The sequence below is a fragment of the Microbacterium trichothecenolyticum genome (assembly GCF_000956465.1).
Classification (GTDB): Bacteria; Actinomycetota; Actinomycetes; order Actinomycetales; family Microbacteriaceae; genus Microbacterium; species Microbacterium trichothecenolyticum.
Map to the genome: position 1 here is coordinate 42,614 of NZ_JYJA01000041.1, position 20,451 is coordinate 63,064.

A 20,451-nucleotide genomic window follows, 5' to 3' on the forward strand; every position below is an offset into this window, starting at 1 on the left:
CGTGCCACCTCGCCCGATCTTCCCGCTGTGGGCGGCGGTCCCCCTCTCGGTGCTGGCCGGAGTGCTGTTCGACCTGGCCTTCCCCTCGGTCGCGTGGTGGCCGATGGCCTTCGTGTCGGTCGCGCTGGCGCTCCTGACGCTCATCGGGCGGCGGGCGGGGGGAGCGTTCCTGACGGGGCTCGCGTACGGTCTCGCGTTCTATCTGCTCAACGTCGACTTCACCGCCGAGTGGGTGGGGCCGCTTCCGTGGCTCGCGCTCTCGGTCCTCGAAGCTCTGTTCGTCGCGGGCGGAGCGGTGCTCATCTCGCTGGCCTATCGCTGGGTGCCGCAGGTCGTTCCCCGCCGCGGGCGGATTCTGCTGACTGCGGTGCTCGTCGCGGGGCTGTGGACCGCGAAAGAAGCGGTGATCGGCGGCTTCCCGTATGGAGGATTCCCCTGGGGGCGCGTCGGCACCTCCCAGGTGAACGGCCCGTTCGCCGAGGTGGTCTCGTGGACCGGCACCGCCGGGCTCACCTTCCTCATCGTCGCGCTCGTCGCCGCCGCGGTGGAACTCGTCAGATCTCCGCGGCGGGCGCGGGGTGGCGGCATCCGTCCCTTCCTCCCGGTCGGGGTGCTCGCCCTCGTCGCGACCGCGCTCGTGGTCGTCCCCGCGTGGGCGACGACTCCCGCGGGCTCGATGCGCGTCGCGAGCGTGCAGGGGAACGGCCCCGCCGGCTACTTCGACGAGCGCGAGGCCGGAGACATCCTGGCCTCGCAGTACGACGCGACGACGCCGCTGTTCGGCGCTGACGACGTCGACGTCGTGCTCTGGCCGGAGGGGAGCGTGGATGTCGACCCCGCCGGGGCGCCCGTCGTCGCAGCCGCCCTCGACCGCGTGGTCAGGCAGGTGGGCGCGCCGCTGATCGCCAACCGCATCGACAAGCGCGGCGACGAGTACTTCAACATGTCGTTCCTCTGGCGCGAGGGCACCGGCATCGAGCAGACCTACGACAAGCGCAATCCGGTGCCGTTCGGCGAATACGTGCCGGACCGGGAGTTCTACGCGTCCATCGCCCCCGATCTCATCGGGATGATCGGCCGCGACTACACGCCCGGTACGACGCCTCCGGTGTTCGACGTCGACGGCACCCTCGTCGGGCTCGCCATCTGCTTCGACGTCATCTACGACGCGCTCGTCTGGGAGGGTGCTCGCGACGGTGCGCGCGTCTACCTCTTCCAGACGAACAACGCCGACTTCCGGGGCACCGACGAGAACCTGCAGCAGCTCGCGGTCGCGCGGCTGCGCGCGATCGAGACGGGCCGCTCCGTCGTCAACCTGTCGACGGTGGGCACGAGTCAGGTGATCGCGCCCGACGGATCCACGATCGACGGACTCCCGGCCGATGAACCGGGACACATGCTCACCGACGTGCCCCTGCGGACGGGTCTCACGCCTGCCGTCCTCATCGGGTCGTCGCTGAACGCGCTGCTGTCATGGGGCAGCGTGATCGTGCTCGCAGGGCTCGGCATCATCGTGCGGCGGCGCTCCCGCGGGCACGCGAAAACGCCGGCCCCGTAGGGCCGGCGTCGCGCGAAGCGCGGGTCAGGCGCTGAGCTTGTCCACCGTCACGGCCTCGCCGGCGCCGCGGCGGGCGCGGACGTAAGCGAGGCGCTCCTCGAGCAGCTCTTCCAGCTCGGGGATGGTGCGGCGCTCCAGGAGCATGTCCCAGTGGCTGCGAGGCGTCTTGTCGCCGGAGTGGTCGACGGTCGCGGTGCCGTCGCCGACCCGCAGCAGCGCCTCGGCACCGCACGTGCGGCACTCCCAGGCGGGCGGAACCTCGGCGTCGGCCGCGAAGGTCAAAGTCGTGTCACGTCCACACGACGTGCACGAGTAGATGTGCTGTGCGCGCTCATGGAACACGACGCCCTCTTCGCTCTGTAGGCTCTGGGCGCCGAGTCGGATGCCGCGCAGGCTGCGGTCTGCCATTTTGTGGTCCTCTCGTCGCTGTACAGGTATAACGAAGTGACCTGAGCGGATCATCCGAAGGGGCCCTGTTCATCGACCTTTCACAGTCGATGCACAGGGGGAGATGCGGACCGTTACCACCCCATGTTAGGCGAGGGCGGCGAGCGCGACGTCCGCGCGGTCGGTGACGATGCCGTCGACGCCCATCTCGACCAGCCTGACCATGTCGTCGGGGGCGTTCACGGTCCACACGTGCACCTCGACGTCGTGCCGGTGCGCCGCCGCGACGAGCCGAGGTTTGACGATGCGCAGGCGGCCTTGTCGCTCGGGGACCTGGAGCGCGTCGATGCCGGCCAGAGCCCGCGCGACCAGCCGATCCGAGCGCGCCGACACGGCGGCCAGCACGCGTCCGATGGTGCCGCGGCCACCGGAGGTGGCGGGACGGATGCTGCGCCCCGACGCCTCGCCCACGGCCCGCGCCGCGCCCAGCGCGGCGCGGCGCCGTTCGTCCGAGAAGCTCGTCACGAGCACCCGGTCGGCGAACGGCGCGATCGCGGTGCCGACGGCGGTCGCGGCATCCGTCGCCTTCACGTCGAGGTTGAACCTCACGGTCGGGAAGGCGTTCAGGGCCTGCGCCAGCGTGATGAGCCCACCCCGCGCTGCCATCAGGTGCTCGAGCTCGCGCACCGTCACATCGGAGATCCGCCGCGGGTCGCCGGTCACGCGCGACAGGTCGTCATCGTGGAACAGGACGACGACACCGTCCGCGGTACGGTGGCAGTCCGACTCGACGTAGTGCGCCCCGGCCGAGTGCGCCGCGGCGACCGCCGCGAAGGAATTCTCGACGATGCCGGCGCGGGCGGCATCGGGCGTCACTAGGCCTCGGTGGGCGAGGACGCGCGGCGTCGCGACGCCCTCGAACCAGGGGTGGGTCACGGGGTGGGCGGGGTGACAGCGGGCGGCGGTCCGCCGGGCGCGGGTCCTCCTGCGGCAGACGCGCGACCCTTGGCCGCGGCATCCGTCATCACGCCCGCGAAGGAGCCCGTCAGGCCCTTGAGCGCCTCGGTGAACTCGCTCGGGATGATCCAGAGCTTGCTCGATGCGCTGTCGGCGATCTTCGGGAGCGTCTGCAGGTACTGGTACGCCAGCAGCTTGTCGTCGGGGTTGCCGGAGTGGATGGCGTCGAACACGGTCTGGATCGCTTCGGCCTCACCCTGGGCGCGGAGGACAGCGGCCTGCTTGTCGCCCTCTGCCTTGAGGATCTCGGCCTGCCTTCGGCCCTCGGCTTCGAGGATCTGGGACTGCTTGGAGCCCTCCGCGGTGAGGATCGTGGCGCGACGCTCGCGCTCGGCGCGCATCTGCTTCTCCATCGAGTCCTGGATCGAGTGCGGCGGATCGATGGCCTTGAGCTCGACGCGGGAGACGCGGATGCCCCATTTGCCGGTGGCCTCGTCGAGGACCACGCGCAGCTGGCCGTTGATGTTGTCGCGGCTCGTCAGCGCTTCCTCGAGGTTCAGCCCGCCGACGACGTTGCGGAGCGTGGTCGTCGTCAACTGCTCGACGGCGCCCAGGTAGTTCGCGATCTCGTACGTCGCTGCGCGGGCGTCGGTCACCTGGAAGTAGACAACCGTGTCGATCGAGACGACGAGGTTGTCCTCGGTGATCACCGGCTGCGGCGGGAACGACACGACCTGCTCGCGCATGTCGAGCAGTGGTCGCAGGCGGTCGATGAAAGGGACGAGCAGGTTCAGCCCGGGGGTGAGCGTCTTGTGGTACCGGCCCAGGCGCTCGACGACGCCGGCGCTGGCCTGCGGGATGATCCGGATGGACCGGAAGATGACGACGAGCACGAAGATGAAGACGGCGATCGCGAGGATCCACCCGATCGCCGTGGGGATGGCCGAGGTGAAGTCGTTCATGCGAGCGGGTCCTCCGGTGCGGGGGTGAGCGGGTCGGGGGAGTCGGAGCGGACGATCGCGGTCGCGCCGTCGATGCGGCTGACGCGCACCCGGGCTCCGGGCTCGAGGTCGCCGGCCTCGGAGCGCGCGGTCCAGACGTCGCCGTTGGCGAGTTTGACCTGACCGCCATGCGCGCCGACCGACGAGACGACCGTGCCGCCCAGGCCGATGAGGGCGTCGACGTTCGACGGCGTCGGATCCTCTCCGCGGCGCAATCGTCGCAGCAGAGGCGGACGCAGCAGGAGAACGAGGGCGGCGGCGACGCCGGCGGCGATGATCACCTGGAGCCAGATCGGAGCGCCGAGCAGGTCGGTGACCAGGCCCGCGAGTCCGCCGATGCTGAGCATCAGGAATGTGAAGTCGAGCGTCAGCATCTCGATCACGAGGAAGACCAGGATCAGCACGAGCCAGCCGATCCATGCCCACTGTTCGACGACCTCGATGAGCTCCACGGTGCGCCTCCTCAGCTCGAACCTAGCAGGTAGGGTCTACACGTGACTCAGACTCTGACCCCGCTTCCCGAGAGCTCGCTGAGCGGCAAGACCGCCCTCGTGACGGGTTCGTCCCGCGGCATCGGCGCCGACACGGCCCGCTACCTCGCACAGGCCGGAGCGAACGTCGTCATCAACTACCGCAACAAGGCTCCGCGCGCCGAGAAGCTCGCCGGCGAGCTGCGCGAGCTGGGCGTCCAGGTGCTCGTGGTCGGTGCCGACCTCACCGATCCCGCCTCGGTCCAGGCGATGTTCGACGAGGTCGCGAGCACGTTCGGCTCGCTCGAGATCCTCGTGCTCAACGCGTCGGGCGGCATGGAGTCGGGCATGGCCGAGGATTACGCGCTCCTGCTTAACCGCGACGCGCAGGTGAACGTGCTCGAGACCGCGCTGCCCCTGCTCGGCGACGGCTCGCGCGTCGTGTTCGTCACGAGCCACCAGGCCCACTTCATCCGCACGACCCCGACGATGCCGGAGTATGAGCCGGTCGCGCTGTCCAAGCGCGCCGGCGAGGACGCCCTGCGCGAGCGCATCCCCGCTCTCACCGAGCGCGGTGTCGAGTTCGTCGTCGTCTCCGGCGACATGATCGAGGGCACCATCACGGCGACGCTGCTCGAGCGGGCCAACCCGGGCGCGATCGCCGCCCGCCGTGAGGACGCGGGCAAGCTCTACAACGTGTCGGAGTTCGCCGCCGAGGTCGCGCAGGCGGCGCTGGACCCGGTGCCGGCCGACAACACCCGACTCGTCGGCGACGTCTCGTCGTTCGGGACGGAGTGAGCCGATGAAGGCGAACGACATCGAGACCCTCGTCTCGGTCGGGCGTCCCGAGATCGCCGCCGACGGCTCGTTCGCCGTCTTCGCGACCTCGCGCCCGGACATCGCTGCCAACCGCAACGTCGGCCAGGTGTGGCGCGTCGATCTGCCCGACGGCACGCCGCGCCGTCTCACGCGCGGCACCGCCGACGGCGCCCCGAAGCTCTCGCCCGACGCGACGCGCATCGCGTTCGTGCGCGGCGACGCCAAGGGCAAGCCGCAGGTGCACGTGGTCGCCGCGGCCGGCGGCGAGCCGGTGCAGGCGACCGACGCGGTGCTGGGCGTCGAGGACTTCGCCTGGTCGCCCGACGGCGCGAGCATCGCATTCGTCGCGCGCGTGCCCGAGAAGGGCCGCTACGGCAGCGTGGAGGGATTGGATGCCGCGGCCGAGGCGCCGCGGCACATCACCGGCGTGCGCTGGCACGCGAACGGCCTCGGCTACATCGGCGACCGCCCCGCCCACGTCTTCGTGATCGCCGCTCCCGCAGTGGACGCCGAGCCGTTCTACGAGCCCGCATCCGCGGTGCGCCCCGATGACGAGACGCCGCCCAAGAAGACGCTGGTCGCCGCCGAGGCGCGCCAGCTGACGGAGGGCGCGGCATCCCACGGCGGGGTCGTCTTCACCGCCGACGGACGCGAGATCCTCACCGTCCCCGACGAGATCGAGTCGGACCGTCGTGATCTGCGCGACCGCATCATCGCCCTCGCGGTGGACGGTTCCGGGCAGCGCGAGGTGCTCGGAACCGATGCGGGCATCGCGATCTACGAAGCGGTCGTCTCGCCGGACGGCACGATCGCCCTCCTCGCGCACGAGGTCGGCGACGGCGTGGACTTCATCGCCCCCGGCGTCGGACTGTGGCTCGTCGGGCACAGCGGCGCCAGGCGCGTCACCGACGCCGATGCGCTGAACCTCGGCGAGGGGCACCTTCGGGTGGACGGCGAGGGCTTCCTCGTGCAGGATGCCGCACGCGGTCGCGTGCGACTCCTGCGGGTCACGCGTGACGGCGGGGTCACAGAGCTCCTCGGCGGAGACGTCGAGGTCGGCGGTCACGCCACCGGTGGCGGCCGCATCGTGGCAGCGGTGTCCCAGCCCGACTCGTTCGGCGAACTCGTGCTCATCGAGGACGGTGCCGCGCGGACGCTGACCGCGTTCGGGGCTCGGGCCGTAGCATCCGGCATCGCCCTTCCGCGGGAGCTGACGGTCACCGGTCGCGACGGCTACCCGGTGCACGGGTGGGTCGCGACGCCGGAGGGCGAGGGTCCGTTCCCGGTCATCCTGCAGATCCACGGCGGACCCTTCGCCTCGTACGGGGTGCACCTGTTCGACGAGACGCAGGTGCTGGTCGATGCGGGCTACGCAGTCGTCTACTCCAATCCCCGCGGATCCGCGGGCTACGGGCGGGCGCATGGGCGCAGCATCCGTCAGCAGATGGGCACCGTCGACTTCGCCGACGTCATCGACTTCCTCGAGGGGGCGATCGCGGACGACACGCGCCTGGACGGAGAACGGGTCGGCGTGCAGGGCGGCTCGTACGGCGGATACCTCACCGCGTGGGTCATCGCGCACGACCACCGGTTCGCCGGGGCGATCGTGGAGCGCGGCTTCCTCGAGCCGCTCTCGTTCCAGGGAACGAGCGACATCGGCTCGTTCTTCGGCGACGAGTACGTCGGCGTCTCGGTGGAGGACATCGCGCGGCAGAGCCCCATGGCCGTTGTCGGCCAGGTCACGACCCCGACCCTGGTCATGCACTCCGAGCTCGATTTCCGCTGCCCGCTGGAGCAGGCGACGCGTTACTACTCGGCGCTCAAGCGCCAGGGGACCGAGGCCGAACTGCTGGTGTTCCCCGGAGAGAACCACGAGCTCACGCGCGCCGGTCAGCCGCGGCACCGCGTCCAGCGCTTCGACGCGGTGTTGGACTGGTGGAACCGGCACCTGCCCGTCGGCTGATCCGATCACAGGCACGAGTCGGCCCCGGGAGCTTCCGCTCCCGGGGCCGATGACGTTTCCGTCGCGGATCAGATGTCGCCCTTGAAGGTGAAGGCGCGGACGACGTTGATCACACCGAGCACGACCAGCGAGATGCCGAGGATCCACCAGAGGATCGCGACACCCCAGACCGGCGCGAAGAGCACGACGATACCGGCGATGATGCTCAGGATGGCGAAGAAGATCGACCAGCCCTTCGACGACGCGTCTCCGAGCGTCGACAGCGCCACGATGCCTTCGACGATCCACATGATTCCGATGAGGATGCCGAGGAACAGCGCGAGCCACGCGGTGGTCTGACCGAGGTTGAAGAGGGCGACGACACCGGCGATGATGAACAGGATGCCGAGCGCGATGTGGCCGACGCGAGCCCAGCCGCCCTTGGTCTTCGAGAAGATCCCGAGACCGGCGTAGACCAGGCCGGCGGCGATCGCGTAGATCGCGATGATCGCGGTGATGACCGCGGCGGTCTTGCCCGGCCAGACCAGGATCAGGATGCCGACGATGATGGCGAGGACGCCGCCGACGCCGAGCGCCGTGCGGATTCCGTTGACGGCCGACTTCTCGGCTTCGGATGCAGTGGACATGAGGGGCCTTTCTGAGAGTTCCCTGTACGTGGTGCGGCTAAAGCTTAGACCCCACATCGAACTTGCAAGCGACCGTGAAACGTGTGTTGCCCGATGCCCATCGCCTTCGCGGCCCGCAGCGCGCTAGCGTGAGCGTGCGTGACCGTGAGCGTGCGCGCCCGGTGTGGCGTGCAGGAGGAGGGTTTCGATGGCCGTCGTGTCGAGAGGATTCGGAGCGCGTCGCCGCGAGAGCGATCCGCGACTGCCGCCCGGGCAGTACCTGACGGAGGACTTCCCGGTGCTGTCGGCCGGGCCGACGCCGCGGATAGAGCAGGACGACTGGCGCTTCGGCATCCGCACCGAGGGTGGCGACGCGGTCTCGTGGACGTGGGACGAGTTCATGGCCCTGCCGATCGAGGACGTCGACACCGACATCCACTGCGTGACGCGATGGTCGAAGCTCGGCACGTCCTGGCGCGGCGTGTCGCTGGACACTCTGCTCGACACGGTCGAGACCGACGCCGAGTACGCGATGGCGCACTCCTACGGCGGCTACACGACCAACGTGCCGATGGAGGACCTGCTCGGCGGCAAGGCGTGGGTCGCGTTCGAGTTCGAGGGCGAGCCGCTCGACCCCGAGCACGGCGGGCCGGCACGGCTGCTTGTACCGCACCTGTACTTCTGGAAGAGCGCCAAGTGGGTGCGCGGGCTCACGCTCATGCAGGACGACGAGCCCGGATTCTGGGAGCAGAACGGCTACAACATGCACGGCGATCCGTGGACCGAGGAGCGGTATTGGTGACGGTCGGCGGCTGGCGGCCCGGCCGCGTCGTCGAGGCGCTGCCCGCGACACCCTCGGCGCGCATCCTGCGCCTTCAGGTCCCGGGGTGGCCGGGCAACACGGCGGGCCAGCACGTCGACATCCGGCTCACCGCGGAGGACGGCTACCAGGCGGTGCGGTCGTATTCGCTCGGCTCGTACGGCCCTGCCGAGACGATCGAGCTGGCGGTCGACGAGATCCCCGACGGTGAGGTGTCGCCGTATCTCGTGGAGGACGTGCTGCCCGGAGACGAACTCGAGGTCAAGGGACCCCTCGGGGGCTACTTCGTGTGGCGACCCGGGGGAGAGGCGCCCGTGCAGCTCATCGCCGGCGGGTCGGGCATCGTGCCGCTGATGGCGATGGTGCGGGCTGCGACGGATGCCGGAGCTGCAGCATCCGTCCGCCTGCTCTACTCCGTCCGCACCGCGGCAGACGCGATATATCGCGATGAGCTCGATGGGCTCGCCGGAAACGGGGGAGTGGGGGTCACGTGGCGGTACACCCGCGCGGCGCCCGACGGGTGGACGGATCCGGTCGGGCGGCTGGACGACGACGCACTGCGCGCCGCGACCTGGGAGCCGGGGCGGGAGCCGATCGTGTACGTGTGCGGACCCACGGGGTTCGTCGAGCACGTCGCCGACGCGCTCGTCGGGTTGGGCCATCCGGCCGCCCGGATCAGGACCGAACGCTTCGGAGGTGCATGATGCGTGCCGAGAACGCCGCGAGCGTCGTCGACGGCAATGCCGCGGCGGGGATGCTGTGGGACGTGTTCGACGCGGACGTCACCGCGCTGGTGGGCGTGTGCGGCGGCTGCGGCGATGCCTCACCGGTCGCCGCGGCCGTCGTGGAACTCGACGAGACGGCGGCGATCGTCCGCTGCCGAGCCTGCACCCACACGCTCTTCACGGTGCTGCGCGACGGGGACGGGACGCGGCTCGTGCTGGGCATGCTGCACGAGATCGTGCGTCCGTAGCCCGGCGAGGCGGATCAGCCGAGCAGCAGCGTGACCAGGATCAGCACCGGAACGCAGCCGATCGTCGTGAGGAACACGGTGTCGCGCGAGATCGTCTCTCCGACGTCGTACCGCTGCGAGTAGTTGAACACGTTCTGCGCTGTCGGGAGCGCGGCGAGCACCGTCACGATGAGCACGTCGTGCGCCGAGAGGCCGAACACGAACTCGGCGACCGCCCAGGCGATCACCGGCATCGCGATGAGCTTGAGGGTCGTCGCGAGGACGATGTCGCGTCGGCGCCCGGACGCGCCGAGCACGCGCTGCCCGTGCAGCGAGATGCCGTAGGCGATCAGGAGGATCGGCACGCACGCGTTCGCGATGAGCATCGCCGGCTCCATCACGACCGGCGGCAGTTCGATCCCCAGCACCGAGACGAGTGTGCCCAGCACCGAGCCCACCACGATCGGGTTGGTCGCCACCCGGACCACGGCCCGCCAGAGGGATGCGCGCGCGGTGGTGACGGCATCCAGGATCGCCATCGTGATCGGGGTGAACACAAGCAGCTGCATGAGGATCACCGGCGCGGGATACGCTGCGCTGCCGAGGAGATACAGCGACAGCGGGATGCCGATGTTGTTCGAGTTGACCTGACCCGCGCTGAGGGCGCCGATCACGGTGTCGCCGGCGGAGCGCCGCCAGATGAGACGGGCGACGACCGCGTAGACGAGGATGACCGCCACGGCCGCGATCGCCGACACCGGGAGGAGCGCCGAGAACAGCGTGTGGACGTCGGCCTGCGCCAGCACCACGAACAGCAGGAACGGCGAGAGCACGAAGAAGGTCAGGCGCGCGAGCACGGGACGTGCGTGCTCGCCGAGCAGGTCGATGCGACCGAGGATCCACCCCACGAGGATCGCCACGCCCACCACGACGAACCCGGTGAGCGACTCCAGCATGCTTCGAGCCTAGGAAATCGTTCTCTGGGGAGCGAATCGCGCGTCACCGTCTGACAGACTGACTCCCGCCGAAATCAAGGGAGCAACGGATGCCTGAACCCCGTGACCGCGTCACCCGCAAGGCCGATCTGCTCACGGCGCTGACTGCTCCGGCGGCTGACGTCTGGGTGGCGACGGCATCTCCCGGGGCGGCACCGCATCTCGTGCCGCTGTCGCTGGCGTGGATCGGGGACCGGGCCGTCATCGCACTGGAGGGCCGCTCGGTGACGGCGCGCAACCTCGGGGCGTCCGGGGTCGCGCGCCTCGCGGTCGGCCCGACGCGCGATGTCGCGATGATCGACGTCGTGCTCGAGCGGTCGACGGGAGTGGACGACGACGCATCGCTCGGCGAGGCCTATGCGGCGCAGGCCGACTGGGACCCGCGCGGGCTGCCCGGGTACGTCTTCCTCGTGCTGCGACCGACGCGGATACAGGCCTGGCGCGAGTCGAACGAGCTGGCCGGCCGCGTGCTCATGCGGGACGGCGACTGGGTCGTCTGATCCACACCGCTCAGCGGGTTGCGGTGGGCGTGTGGCGAAACTACAGCGGTGTAACACGGTCAGGGAGAGTCATCCGGTTGACTCTGTGGCTTCGCGCGGCGGTCGAGCGCGCGACGCGGAACGTGTGGGGCGAACCTCTGTGAAGGACCCCTTCCGGGAACCCCTTCTGGAACGAGGGTCCGGAAGGGGTTCCTTCTGCGCTGCTTCCTGATCGCGCCGATAATGCACATTATGTCAACTCGCCCGGAGACCGCGGGACGCGGGAATCTCACGGGCTCCCCTGAATACCTATTGAGCCGGGACTGTGAGATCAACTTCGTCGGCGTTCAGCTTGCGGTGTCGTGTGCACGCGTTGGATGCGGACGACACAGCGAGTGTCACGGGCGCCGTCGTCCCCACATGCTGGAAGCACGCGACGCGACGCAGAGTCTCTCCGGCCGGCCTGTTCGGCGCGACCGTGTGCCGCATCTTCGATCGAAGATCACGTTGGGGCTATGCAGAATCGAAGATAAGTACTAAACTCGATTCGTGGAAGCCCTCTCGCCGACCGTTGGCCATGTGGGCCATGCGTTCGTGCTCAGGGAGTTGTTCGGGGACGCGGAGTCAGCGCAGTTCGAGATGAACCGGCGTGCGGCGCGGCAGAGCGAGCATCTCGCCGAGGTACTCGACTTCGCGCGCGCACATCCTGAGCTGTACGTGAACGTGGACTTCGATCCGCGCCTGGCCGGAGGGTTTCCATCGCTCGGCGGCGATGCCACGCTGGCGGAGCGGTGCGCAGCTCTCGAGGCGTCGTCGCGGCTGCGCCTCACGGAGGGCGAAGTGCGGTCGTCGGCGGCCGTGGCGCAGCGGGCGCTCGCGCAACTCCCCCGCGTTTGGCAGGCCGCGCGCGATGGGCTGATATCGATCGCGCATGTGAAGGCCGTACTCGCCCAGATGCCGCTGATCGAGAGCGTGCCCGATGCGAGCGGCGGGTTCGATGAGCTGATGCGCGATATCGCCGTGTCGTCCACGGTCAGCGGCACCCGCCGGCAGGCTCGCCTGGTCGCCGACCGGTTGACGGCGTGCACCCGCACGCAGCGGCACGCAGCCGCCTTCGCTCGACGCGCGGTGTACGTCGAGGACATCGCTGACGGCATGTCGTGGGTATATGCGATGGTCACAACAGATCGTGCACACGCTTTCGACCGCGAACTCTCGCTGACGGCGAAGCAGATGCCTGCGGTCCAGCTCGACGGTCGCACGACAGGGCAGGTCCGTGCGGATCTGTTCGCTGACATGTTGATCGGCGGCGACGTCACTCGAGTGAAGTCGAAGGTGCTCGTGACCGTTCCTCTCGACCGGCTCGTTCCCGCGGCGAGGGCGAGCGTGCGCGTCCCGGCGACCTCCACCGAGGTGGCGGGTCTGGATCTGAACAGTGACTGCCTGATCCCCGGAATCGGAACGATCGACGATGCCACCGCACGGCAGATGCTGCTCGACGCCGGCGCATTCACAAGGGTGATCACCGAGCCGGTCACCGGTGTCATCCTCGATATGGACCGCCGATCCCGCAAGGCCACCCGTGCGCAACGAGAGTGGCTGGCTCTGGTGCATGGCACGTGCGCTCGCGACGGCTGCGACCGCCTCGCGATCGACGGAGACATCGATCACCACTGCGCCTATCACGGTCGTGGTCGCGGCGTAACCGACATTGCGAACCTCGATCCGCTGTGCGACCCCGACCACGCGCTGAAAGACACCACGCTGCTCCGGCATCAGAGGCGGGAGGACGGCAGCATCGAGGTTGATTTTCCCAGCGGGCATCACACCACGAACCCGTTCGCGGGTCTGCGAGAACGCGTCCGCGCGTTGCTCGAGCGGATCGCAGAACCGCCGGAGAACCCGCCCTTCTGACGTCCGGTGCGGCACGATCGAATCGAACCGCGATAGTCGGGCGCCTCCGTGCGCGCCCGACGAGGCTGGTGTGGAAGGAGGAACCGTGATCGCGATTCTCAACCGGGTGATCGAGGTCGCCGAAGCCGACTTGTCGGACGACGTCGACCTCGCCGGGCTCGCCGCGAGCCTCGGCACCACCGAGTACCACGTGCGTCGCACGTTCTCGTCGCTGGCGGGCATGCCGCTTTCGGAGTACATCCGGCGTCGGCGAATGACGGTCGCTGCTGCCGATGTGCTCGGCGACGGCGAGATGCTCGACATCGCGGTGCGCCATGGCTACGGCTCCACCGAGGCGTTCGGTCGTGCGTTCCGGGCGGTGCACGGTGCGAGCCCCGCTGATGTGCGCCGCGACGGCGGTCCCCTTCGATCGCAACCGCAGCTCAGGTTCCGCCTGACCGTAGAAGGGAACACACCCATGGACACCCGTATCGCCGACCGACCGGCCTTCCTGCTGATCGGTCATGCCGCACGCGTGCCTCTCATCCACGAAGGCGTCAATCCGCACATCCAGGCCCACATCGTCTCTCTGCCCGTCACCGAGCACGCCCGGCTCAAGGAGCTGAGCAGCACCGAGCCGGCTGGGCTGCTGCAGGTGAGCGCCGACGTGGACGCCGACTACACCGAGGGAAGCGAATTGATCTACCTCCACGGCGTCGCGGTCGGTGAGGACGTCTCCCCGCCCGATGATCTCGATGTGATCGAGGTTCCGGCCGGCGCGTGGGCGGTCTTCCGCACGGAAGGCCCATACCCCGCCGCACTTCAATCGACCTGGGCCGCAACGGCGAGCGAATGGTTCCCTTCCAACCCCTGGCGACTGCGCCCGGGCCCGTCCATCGTGGCGGTGCTCGACCGCTCCCCCGACTTCAGTACCGCGACGTGCGAGCTCTGGCTTCCGGTCGAGCGCGAGTAGGGCCGGGTCGAACTCCGGCTGGGTTCAGAGAGAGGCTGCGAGGATCGACTCGACGACTTCTCGCACCGCTTCGTGATCCGGAAGGGCGCTTGATGCCCCCGCGGACAGGAGATAGGCGCTGCCTGCGAGCGCCAACGCCAGAACGGGAACGTCGGCGTCCTCCCGGATCCAGCCGACCTCGCGCCCCGCGGCGAGGACGTCGGCGACAGCCGTCGTCGCATCGCCCAGGAGCGGAATGCCGGGCGAGCCATCCCCGACGCGCCGCCGCACGCTGGCGCGGCCGATGACGAGGCTCACGAGCCCGAGCATCGTCGAGGTGAAGGTCTGCTCGATCACATCCGTCGTCGCCGCCGCGGCGGAGTCCGCCACACGCGGCTCGATCGCCTGGATGCGAACGGCCTCGTCCGCGACCAATGCCGCGACGTACGCATCGAAGTCTTCGAAGTGGCGGTGCAGGACACCCTTCGCGACGCCGGACTTCTCCGTCATCGACCTGCTGGTGAGCGCGGCAGCGCCGTGCGTCGCGAGAACATCTCGTCCTGCGTCCAGCAAGACTCCGCGGGCGTCTTGAAGCGCATGACCGGTCGGCATTCCACTCCTAATGGGCAATCGCCCATTGATAATGGGCGCATGGTCACTCTACCTCCTGATTCAGCCGTCTGGCAGACTTCCGGGATGCCGCACACCGACGCGCTCGCCCGGCTCTGGCCCGCCTCGGCGGTGTCGGTGCGCGCGGGCGACCTCGAGCTCCGCTGGATCGACGACGCACTCCTCGTGCAGCTCGCGGAACTGGCGGGTCGAGGCATCCATGATCCTGAGATGATGCCGTTCGAGCACCCGTGGTCGCGAGGCGCAGCCGACGATGTGGCGCGGAGCGTGCTGTCGTTCCAATGGGGCATCCGAGGCCGCGTCTCCCCCGATGCGTTCGTGCTCGAGCTCGCGGTCCTGCACGACGGCATCCCCGCCGGCGTTCAGGGTCTGACGGCGAATGAGTGGCCGGTGCTGCGCCGTGTCACGACAGGATCGTGGCTGGGGCGCGCTCACCAGGGGCGCGGGATCGGCACCCGTATGCGCATGCTCGCCCTGCATCTCGCTTTCGAGGGCCTCGGGGCGCGCGAGGCGACGTCGGGCGCCTTCGTCGACAACGGTCCGTCCAACGCCGTGTCACGGCGTGTGGGCTACGAGTCAGACGGCGCCTTGAATGTGGCTCGCGAAGGCGTCGCCGTGCTGCACAACCGCTTCGTGATGTCGCGCGAGCGCTGGGAGTCTCTTCGCGGCGATCATGCCGCGACCCTCGGCGCGCCCATCGAGACGCGTGGCGTCGAAGCGTTCCGAGCGTCGATACAGGCGACCGCCGACCCTGACGATCAGCACGCCTCGCCCTGAAACGATTCCGGCCGCGGGCGCCGCAGCGCCCGCGGCCGGAGAGCCGTTGTTCAGAGTCCGGCGGCGTCGTCCGTCGTGCTCGTGCTCCGGCGTGTGACCTGCTCGTTGACGGTGGGGTCGACGGCGGTCCGTGTGACGGTCTCCGTGCGGCGGCGACGGGCCATCAGCACGATGCCGACCAGGAAGATGACGGCTCCGGCACCCATGAGGATGTAGCCGATCATGTCGAGATTCACCCACTCGACCTCCACGTTCACCGCGAACGCGAGGATCGCTCCGATGGCGAAGAGGGCGATGCCTGCTCCGATACTCATGCGAGGTGTCCTTTCCGGGGCGCGGCGAGGGCCCTCCCCTGTATCGGGACGAATGGTCCCGCGCTTACGCTCCCGCATCCCCAGCTGAATCAGGGAGGGGGTTGACAGGAGACGGATGCTGCCGCAAAGGCGCTGCTCGGCTCCCCCGCCGGACGGCCCGGTGAATGGGCGGGCGCGAGCGGCAGCATCCGTCGCGGTGACTACTGTGGAAGGGTGCACAGTCTGTCCCGCCCTCGCGCGACGGGGCCGGGAGCATATGCCTGGGTGATCTGGACCGTCGGCGTCGCCGCGTACGTCCTCGCGATCACGAACCGCTCGTCGCTGAGCGCCGTGGGCGTGGACGCCGCGGCGCGCTTCGACGCGGACGCTGCGACGCTGTCGATGTTCGCGGTGGTGCAGCTCGCGGTGTACGGCGGGATGCAGATCCCGATCGGCGTCCTTCTCGACCGATATGGCGCGCGGCCGATCATGACGGTCGGGATGCTGCTGATGGCGGTGGGACAGCTGACCATGGCGATCTCCCCCAGCGTCGGTGTGGCGATCCTCGCGCGCATGCTGCTGGGCGCCGGAGATGCGGCGGTCTTCCCTGGTGTGCTGCGACTCATCGCGACGTGGTTTCCCGCGCAGCGCGGCCCGATCATGGTGCAGCTCACGGGCATCGTGGGCCAGGCGGGACAGCTGGTTGCGCTGATCCCGCTCGCGGCGCTGCTGCACGCCACCAGCTGGACCATCACGTTCGGCAGCATCGCCGGGCTCGGCGTGCTGTTCGCGATCCTCGTCTTCCTGCTCATCCGCAACCACCCGCCCGACCGCGACGAGGACGTGTCGGTGGACACCGACACCGGCGCGATCCGGGTCGTGACGTCGTCGGTCGACACCGGGGTCGGCATCCGTGCGGCCTGGGCGCACCCGGGTACCCGCTTGGCGTTCTGGTCGCACTTCACGACGCCGTTCGCGGGTACCGCGTTCGTGCTGCTGTGGGGCATGCCCTTCCTCACTGCGGGCGAGGGGCGCACGACGGCCGAGGCCGCGTCGATCATGTCGCTGTACGTCGTGGTGGGCATGGCGCTCGGGCCGATCATGGGCGAGCTGTCGCGCCGCATCCCCCACCTGCGCTCGCGGGCGCTCGTGCTGCCCACCGTCGCCGTGCAGGCGATCGCCTGGCTCGTCGTGATCGCCTACCCGGGGCCAGCGCCGCTGTGGCTCCTGCTCGCACTCGCTGTCGCCCTGGCGACCGGCGGACCCGCGTCGATGATCGCGTTCGACCACGCCCGCACGCACAATCCGTCGCACCGCCTCAGCACCGCGACCGGGGTGACGAACGCGGGCGGTTTCCTCGCGGCGCTCCTCGCGATCCTCCTCATCGGCCTCGCGCTCGACCTCCAGGGTGCGGGAACGCCCGCGACCTATAACCTCGATGCCTTCCGTCTCGCGTTCCTCATGCAGGTGCCGCTCTGGGCGCTCGGCAGCGTCTTCATCGTCATCGAGCGCAAGCGCACGCGCATCCGCCTCGGAATGGATCCGCCCCGCGCGCGGCGCCGCCCGCGCGGCTGACCCCGGGGGTCGCGGCATCCGCTCGATACTGTGTCCTTGTCCGGCTCGGACGAACTGCCTGGATCGAAAGGGTGCCCGTGTCCGATCCCCTTGTCATCGCTCGGGAGGTGCGCGACGCCGTCGCCTCGGGCGATCCCGTGCTCGCGCTCGAGTCCACGATCTTCACGCACGGCCTGCCGCGGCCGCGCAATCTGACGGTCGCCCTCGAAGCCGAGGCCCGCGTCCGCGCACTCGGCGTCGTGCCGGCGACGATCGGCCTCGTCGACGGACGCCCCACCGTGGGCCTGTCGCCCGACGAGATCGAGCGCCTCTCGACCGCCGACGGCGTCGTGAAGGCGAGCGTGCGCGACGTTCCCGTCGCCGTGGTCAAGGGGCTCAGCGCGGGCACGACCGTCGCCGCGACCGCGCACCTCGCGGCGCGGGCGGGCGTGCGCGTGTTCTCGACCGGCGGCCTCGGCGGAGTGCACCGGGGTGCCGCGCAGACCTTCGACGAGTCCGCCGACCTGCCGACCCTCGCCGGGCTTCCGCTCGTGGTCGTGAGTGCGGGCGTCAAGTCGATCCTCGACATCGCGCTGACCCTCGAACGGCTCGAGACGCTGAACCTCGCCGTGGTCGGCTACCGCACCACCGACTACCCCGGCTTCTACGTCGGCGACTCGGGCTACGACGTGGAGTACTCGGTGGACTCCCCCGCCGAGATCGCCGCGATCGCGCGCACCCGTGACGCGCTGGGCATCTCGTCGACACTGCTGGTCGCGAACCCCGTCGCCGCCGATCGCCAGCTCGACCCGGCGTTGCACGACGACGTACTGACGCGGGCGCTCGCCGCGGCCGCCGCGGAGGGCGTGTCGGGCCACGACACCACACCGTTCCTGCTCGATTTCTTCCAGCGCGAGACGGCAGGGCGCAGCCTTGAGGTGAACGTCGCGGTGTACCGCGGCAACGTCGACCTCGGCGCCCGTATCGCGCGGGCGCTCGCCGGCGACGCCTGATGCTCGTCGTCATCGGCGACCTCGTCGCCGACCTCATCGTCCTCGGCGGCGCGACGCTCGAGCGCGGCACCGACAACCCCGCCGAAGTGCGTCTCACGCGGGGCGGAAGCGCCGCGAACGTCGCGGTCGCGGCGGCGACGCAGCATCCGTCCCGCTTCATCGGCCGTGTCGGCGACGACACGCTGGCCGTCGCGCTCGTCGCCGCGCTCGAAGCCGCCGGCGTCGACGTCCAGGTGCAGCGGCACGGCCGCACGGGCTCGATCGTGGTGCTCGTCGACGCCGTGGGCGAGCGCACCATGATCACCGACCGTGGCGCGGCAGCCGAGCTCGATCGCATCGATCCGTCGTGGACCGCCGACGCCGACTGGGTGCACCTGCCGCTTTACGGCTTCGCGTCGCCCCTCTCCGCGCGGGCGGTGACGGATGCTGCGACCCGCGCGGCTGCCGGGGGCGCCCGCGTGAGTCTCGACCTGTCGAGTGTCGCGATGATGCGCACGCTGGGCGGCGAGCGGCTGCGTCGCCTGCTGGCGGAGCTCGAGCCCGATGTCGTCTTCGCGAACGCCGACGAGGCGGCCGCAGCGGACGAGCTCGGGGTCGCGCCGGCCGGCGTGTACGTGGTCAAGCGCGGCGCGGAGCCCGTGCTCGTCTCCGCGGACGGCGAGACGACCGCGGTGCCCGTCGACAGAGTCGACGACGTGGTCGACTCGACGGGCGCAGGCGACGCCTTCGCCGCGGGCTACATCGTGGCGGCGCTGGCCGGCGCCGACTCACGCGAGAGCGCCCGGGCGGGCAGCGTGCTCGCGATGAGCGCGCTGCGCCGCCCGGGCGCGCTGTGACGGCGTTCAGGCGCTCTGGAGGCTCTCCAGCACGCGCTCGATGTCGTCGATGAATGAGTTGTACCCGGCGATCGTCGCGGCGACCTGCTCGTCGGAGAAGTCGCTTCGGTCCTGGCGGATGGTGAGCACGGTGCCTTCGCCGGCCTCTTCCAGGTCGAAGAGCACGGGCAGCCCCGCGTCGTCGCCGGGCTGGTCGGTGAGCGTCATCGCGAGGTGCGAGGGCGGCTCGACGACCTTGTACTCCCCGGCCCAGTCGATCCGGTTGCCGTCGGGCAGCAGCATCACGGCGCGGAAGGCGCCGCCGGGACGCACGTCCATCGTGAGGCTGTCCTGAGGCACCTCGACGGCCGCGGTGCCGAACCACACGGCGAAGTGCTCGGGCTTGGTCAGGGTCTCGAAGACCAGCTCCCGGGGAGCCTGCAGGGTGCGGGTGACGGTGAAGTACTCAGTCATGGTCGTTCTCCTTCTCAGTGGGTGCGGCGGGGCCGCCGGTCGGTGTCGTGCGGGGAGCGCCCAGCTGCTGCAGGGCGTTGAGGTACTGCTCGAGGGCGCCGAGGCTGTCCTCCCAGAACTGCGCATAGCCCCCGATCCAGACGGATGCTGCCGCCAGGGGTCGCGCGTCGAGCCGGGCCGGTCGGTACTGGGCGTTTCGGCCACGGGTCACGAGCCCCGCTCCCTCGAGGACGCGGAGGTGCTTCGACACGGCGGCGAACGTCATGTCGAACGGCTCGGCGAGCTCCCCCACCGTCGCCTCGCCCTGGCTCAGCCGCGCGAGCATCGCGCGACGAGTGGGGTCGGCGAGTGCCGCGAAGGTGCGGCTCAGTGCGTCGGTCATCTCGCCTCCTGTATTCAACTATTCGGTACTGTACTACTCGGTTGAATATGTCGTAAAGCCTTTGTCCGAGATGCGCGCTACGGTGACCGCATGCCTCGCGTCGTCTTCTACACCGCCACCACGCTCAACGGCTTCCTCGCCGACGAGCACGACTCATTGGAGTGGCTCTTCGCCGCACCGGGCGGCGAGGGTGGCGACGACGACTTCCAGCGGTTCCTGGCGGGCATCGGCGTGCTGGTGCAGGGTTCGTCGACCTACCGGTGGGTGCTCGAGCACGAGGACCTCGTCGCGCACCCCGAGAAGTGGCCGTCCTACTACGGCGACCGCCCCACCTGGGTGTTCACGAGCAAGCAGCAGCCCGTGGTCGCGGGCGTCGACATCCGGTTCGTCTCCGGCGACGTCCGCGAGGCGTGGCCGCAGATCCGCGATTCGGCGGGCGATGGCGATGTGTGGATCGTCGGCGGCGGCGACCTCGCCGGCCAGTTCGCCGACGCGGGCCTCCTCGACGAGATCCGCGTCTCGATCGCGCCCGCCACGCTGCCGTCGGGCAAGCCGCTCCTCCCCCGCAGCATCGGTGCCGACCGGCTGCGGCTCACCGCGGTGCGGCAGGCAGGTGCCTTCGCCGAACTCACCTACGCGGTGACCGGTGGCGCCGAATGAGC

24 protein-coding genes are annotated in these 20,451 nt (G+C 69.9%); 14 read left to right on the forward strand and 10 right to left on the reverse strand.

Going from position 1 to position 20,451, the window contains the following annotated elements; genetic code table 11:
• The first annotated feature begins 1 nt into the window (after nt 1).
• Entirely contained in the window at nt 2-1,558 is a 1,557-nt protein-coding gene (gene lnt, locus RS82_RS18880; protein ID WP_045302380.1) for an apolipoprotein N-acyltransferase, read from the forward strand.
• 24 nt (nt 1,559-1,582) lie between these two features.
• Here the strand turns inward: lnt and RS82_RS18885 are convergent, their stop codons facing one another.
• The 4 genes from RS82_RS18885 to RS82_RS18900 form a co-directional block, all read right to left on the reverse strand.
• Nucleotides 1,583-1,966 (reverse strand): RNA polymerase-binding protein RbpA, encoded by a 384-nt coding sequence (locus RS82_RS18885; protein ID WP_045302382.1) that lies wholly within the window; start codon nt 1,964-1,966, stop codon nt 1,583-1,585.
• Between the two features lie 126 nt (nt 1,967-2,092).
• The gene (locus tag RS82_RS18890; RefSeq protein ID WP_045302384.1) at nt 2,093-2,881 is read right to left on the reverse strand and encodes a glycerophosphodiester phosphodiesterase family protein; all 789 of its coding nucleotides are present in this window, start codon (nt 2,879-2,881) and stop codon (nt 2,093-2,095) included.
• Entirely contained in the window at nt 2,878-3,864 is a 987-nt protein-coding gene (locus tag RS82_RS18895) for an SPFH domain-containing protein (protein WP_045302387.1), read from the reverse strand. The genes RS82_RS18890 and RS82_RS18895 overlap by 4 nt, the downstream gene beginning before the upstream one ends.
• The gene (locus RS82_RS18900; protein WP_045302389.1) at nt 3,861-4,355 is read right to left on the reverse strand and encodes an NfeD family protein; all 495 of its coding nucleotides are present in this window, start codon (nt 4,353-4,355) and stop codon (nt 3,861-3,863) included. Before RS82_RS18900 ends, RS82_RS18895 begins: the two co-directional genes overlap by 4 nt.
• Before the next feature lie 42 nt (nt 4,356-4,397).
• Here RS82_RS18900 and RS82_RS18905 point away from each other — a divergent pair, with 42 nt between their 5' ends.
• Nucleotides 4,398-5,171, forward strand: coding sequence for an SDR family oxidoreductase (locus tag RS82_RS18905; protein WP_045302391.1), 774 nt, complete (start codon nt 4,398-4,400; stop codon nt 5,169-5,171).
• A gap of 4 nt (nt 5,172-5,175) precedes the next feature.
• Nucleotides 5,176-7,155, forward strand: a complete 1,980-nt coding sequence (locus tag RS82_RS18910) for a S9 family peptidase (protein ID WP_045302393.1) — start codon at nt 5,176-5,178, stop codon at nt 7,153-7,155.
• A gap of 68 nt (nt 7,156-7,223) precedes the next feature.
• Here the strand turns inward: RS82_RS18910 and RS82_RS18915 are convergent, their stop codons facing one another.
• Nucleotides 7,224-7,781, reverse strand: a complete 558-nt coding sequence (locus tag RS82_RS18915) for an HdeD family acid-resistance protein (RefSeq protein WP_045302396.1) — start codon at nt 7,779-7,781, stop codon at nt 7,224-7,226.
• Between the two features lie 187 nt (nt 7,782-7,968).
• Here RS82_RS18915 and RS82_RS21705 point away from each other — a divergent pair, with 187 nt between their 5' ends.
• Genes RS82_RS21705 through RS82_RS18930 form a run of 3 tightly spaced genes read left to right on the forward strand, consistent with a single transcriptional unit; the run spans nt 7,969 to nt 9,553 of the window.
• Nucleotides 7,969-8,562 carry a sulfite oxidase-like oxidoreductase gene (locus tag RS82_RS21705; protein WP_045302398.1) on the forward strand — a complete coding sequence of 198 codons (594 nt, stop codon included), beginning with the start codon at nt 7,969-7,971 and terminating at the stop codon, nt 8,560-8,562.
• Nucleotides 8,559-9,284 carry a ferredoxin reductase gene (locus RS82_RS18925; protein WP_211255980.1) on the forward strand — a complete coding sequence of 242 codons (726 nt, stop codon included), beginning with the start codon at nt 8,559-8,561 and terminating at the stop codon, nt 9,282-9,284. The genes RS82_RS21705 and RS82_RS18925 overlap by 4 nt, the downstream gene beginning before the upstream one ends.
• Nucleotides 9,281-9,553: a DUF6510 family protein gene (locus RS82_RS18930; RefSeq protein ID WP_245619660.1), complete on the forward strand. Its 273-nt coding sequence runs from the start codon at nt 9,281-9,283 to the stop codon at nt 9,551-9,553. The genes RS82_RS18925 and RS82_RS18930 overlap by 4 nt, the downstream gene beginning before the upstream one ends.
• A gap of 14 nt (nt 9,554-9,567) precedes the next feature.
• Here RS82_RS18930 and RS82_RS18935 read toward each other — a convergent pair whose 3' ends face one another.
• Entirely contained in the window at nt 9,568-10,488 is a 921-nt protein-coding gene (locus RS82_RS18935) for an AEC family transporter (RefSeq protein ID WP_045302404.1), read from the reverse strand.
• An 89-nt stretch (nt 10,489-10,577) separates the two neighbouring features.
• Between RS82_RS18935 and RS82_RS18940 the strand changes: the two genes are divergently transcribed.
• The 3 genes from RS82_RS18940 (at nt 10,578) to RS82_RS18950 (ending at nt 13,872) form a co-directional block, all read left to right on the forward strand.
• On the forward strand, nt 10,578-11,027 hold the full coding sequence (locus RS82_RS18940; RefSeq protein WP_045302406.1) for a hypothetical protein: 450 nt from the start codon (nt 10,578-10,580) through the stop codon (nt 11,025-11,027).
• A 528-nt stretch (nt 11,028-11,555) separates the two neighbouring features.
• Complete coding sequence (locus RS82_RS18945; RefSeq protein WP_157005682.1) at nt 11,556-12,920, forward strand: DUF222 domain-containing protein; 1,365 nt, start codon at nt 11,556-11,558, stop codon at nt 12,918-12,920.
• 85 nt (nt 12,921-13,005) lie between these two features.
• Nucleotides 13,006-13,872 carry an AraC family transcriptional regulator gene (locus RS82_RS18950; RefSeq protein WP_045302879.1) on the forward strand — a complete coding sequence of 289 codons (867 nt, stop codon included), beginning with the start codon at nt 13,006-13,008 and terminating at the stop codon, nt 13,870-13,872.
• 24 nt (nt 13,873-13,896) lie between these two features.
• Here the strand turns inward: RS82_RS18950 and RS82_RS18955 are convergent, their stop codons facing one another.
• Nucleotides 13,897-14,463, reverse strand: coding sequence for a TetR/AcrR family transcriptional regulator (locus RS82_RS18955; protein ID WP_045302410.1), 567 nt, complete (start codon nt 14,461-14,463; stop codon nt 13,897-13,899).
• Nucleotides 14,464-14,547: 84 nt separating this feature from the next.
• On the opposite strand from RS82_RS18955, the gene RS82_RS18960 reads away from it, so the two are divergent.
• Nucleotides 14,548-15,258, forward strand: coding sequence for a GNAT family N-acetyltransferase (locus tag RS82_RS18960; protein ID WP_045302412.1), 711 nt, complete (start codon nt 14,548-14,550; stop codon nt 15,256-15,258).
• Nucleotides 15,259-15,308: 50 nt separating this feature from the next.
• Here RS82_RS18960 and RS82_RS18965 read toward each other — a convergent pair whose 3' ends face one another.
• Nucleotides 15,309-15,572 (reverse strand): DUF6458 family protein, encoded by a 264-nt coding sequence (locus RS82_RS18965; protein WP_045302415.1) that lies wholly within the window; start codon nt 15,570-15,572, stop codon nt 15,309-15,311.
• A 264-nt stretch (nt 15,573-15,836) separates the two neighbouring features.
• On the opposite strand from RS82_RS18965, the gene RS82_RS18970 reads away from it, so the two are divergent.
• The 3 genes from RS82_RS18970 (at nt 15,837) to RS82_RS18980 (ending at nt 18,954) form a co-directional block, all read left to right on the forward strand.
• A complete protein-coding gene (locus RS82_RS18970; protein ID WP_211255971.1) occupies nt 15,837-17,126 on the forward strand; it encodes an MFS transporter in 1,290 nt (429 codons plus the stop codon).
• A 77-nt stretch (nt 17,127-17,203) separates the two neighbouring features.
• Nucleotides 17,204-18,118, forward strand: coding sequence for a pseudouridine-5'-phosphate glycosidase (locus RS82_RS18975; protein WP_211255972.1), 915 nt, complete (start codon nt 17,204-17,206; stop codon nt 18,116-18,118).
• A complete protein-coding gene (locus tag RS82_RS18980; RefSeq protein ID WP_045302419.1) occupies nt 18,118-18,954 on the forward strand; it encodes a carbohydrate kinase family protein in 837 nt (278 codons plus the stop codon). The genes RS82_RS18975 and RS82_RS18980 overlap by 1 nt, the downstream gene beginning before the upstream one ends.
• A 6-nt stretch (nt 18,955-18,960) precedes the next feature.
• Here the strand turns inward: RS82_RS18980 and RS82_RS18985 are convergent, their stop codons facing one another.
• Both RS82_RS18985 and RS82_RS18990 read right to left on the reverse strand, forming a co-directional pair.
• Nucleotides 18,961-19,407, reverse strand: a complete 447-nt coding sequence (locus RS82_RS18985) for an SRPBCC family protein (RefSeq protein WP_045302421.1) — start codon at nt 19,405-19,407, stop codon at nt 18,961-18,963.
• Complete coding sequence (locus tag RS82_RS18990; protein WP_045302423.1) at nt 19,400-19,789, reverse strand: ArsR/SmtB family transcription factor; 390 nt, start codon at nt 19,787-19,789, stop codon at nt 19,400-19,402. Before RS82_RS18990 ends, RS82_RS18985 begins: the two co-directional genes overlap by 8 nt.
• A 90-nt stretch (nt 19,790-19,879) precedes the next feature.
• Here RS82_RS18990 and RS82_RS18995 point away from each other — a divergent pair, with 90 nt between their 5' ends.
• Nucleotides 19,880-20,449: a dihydrofolate reductase family protein gene (locus tag RS82_RS18995; protein WP_045302425.1), complete on the forward strand. Its 570-nt coding sequence runs from the start codon at nt 19,880-19,882 to the stop codon at nt 20,447-20,449.
• Nucleotides 20,450-20,451: the final 2 nt, after the last annotated feature.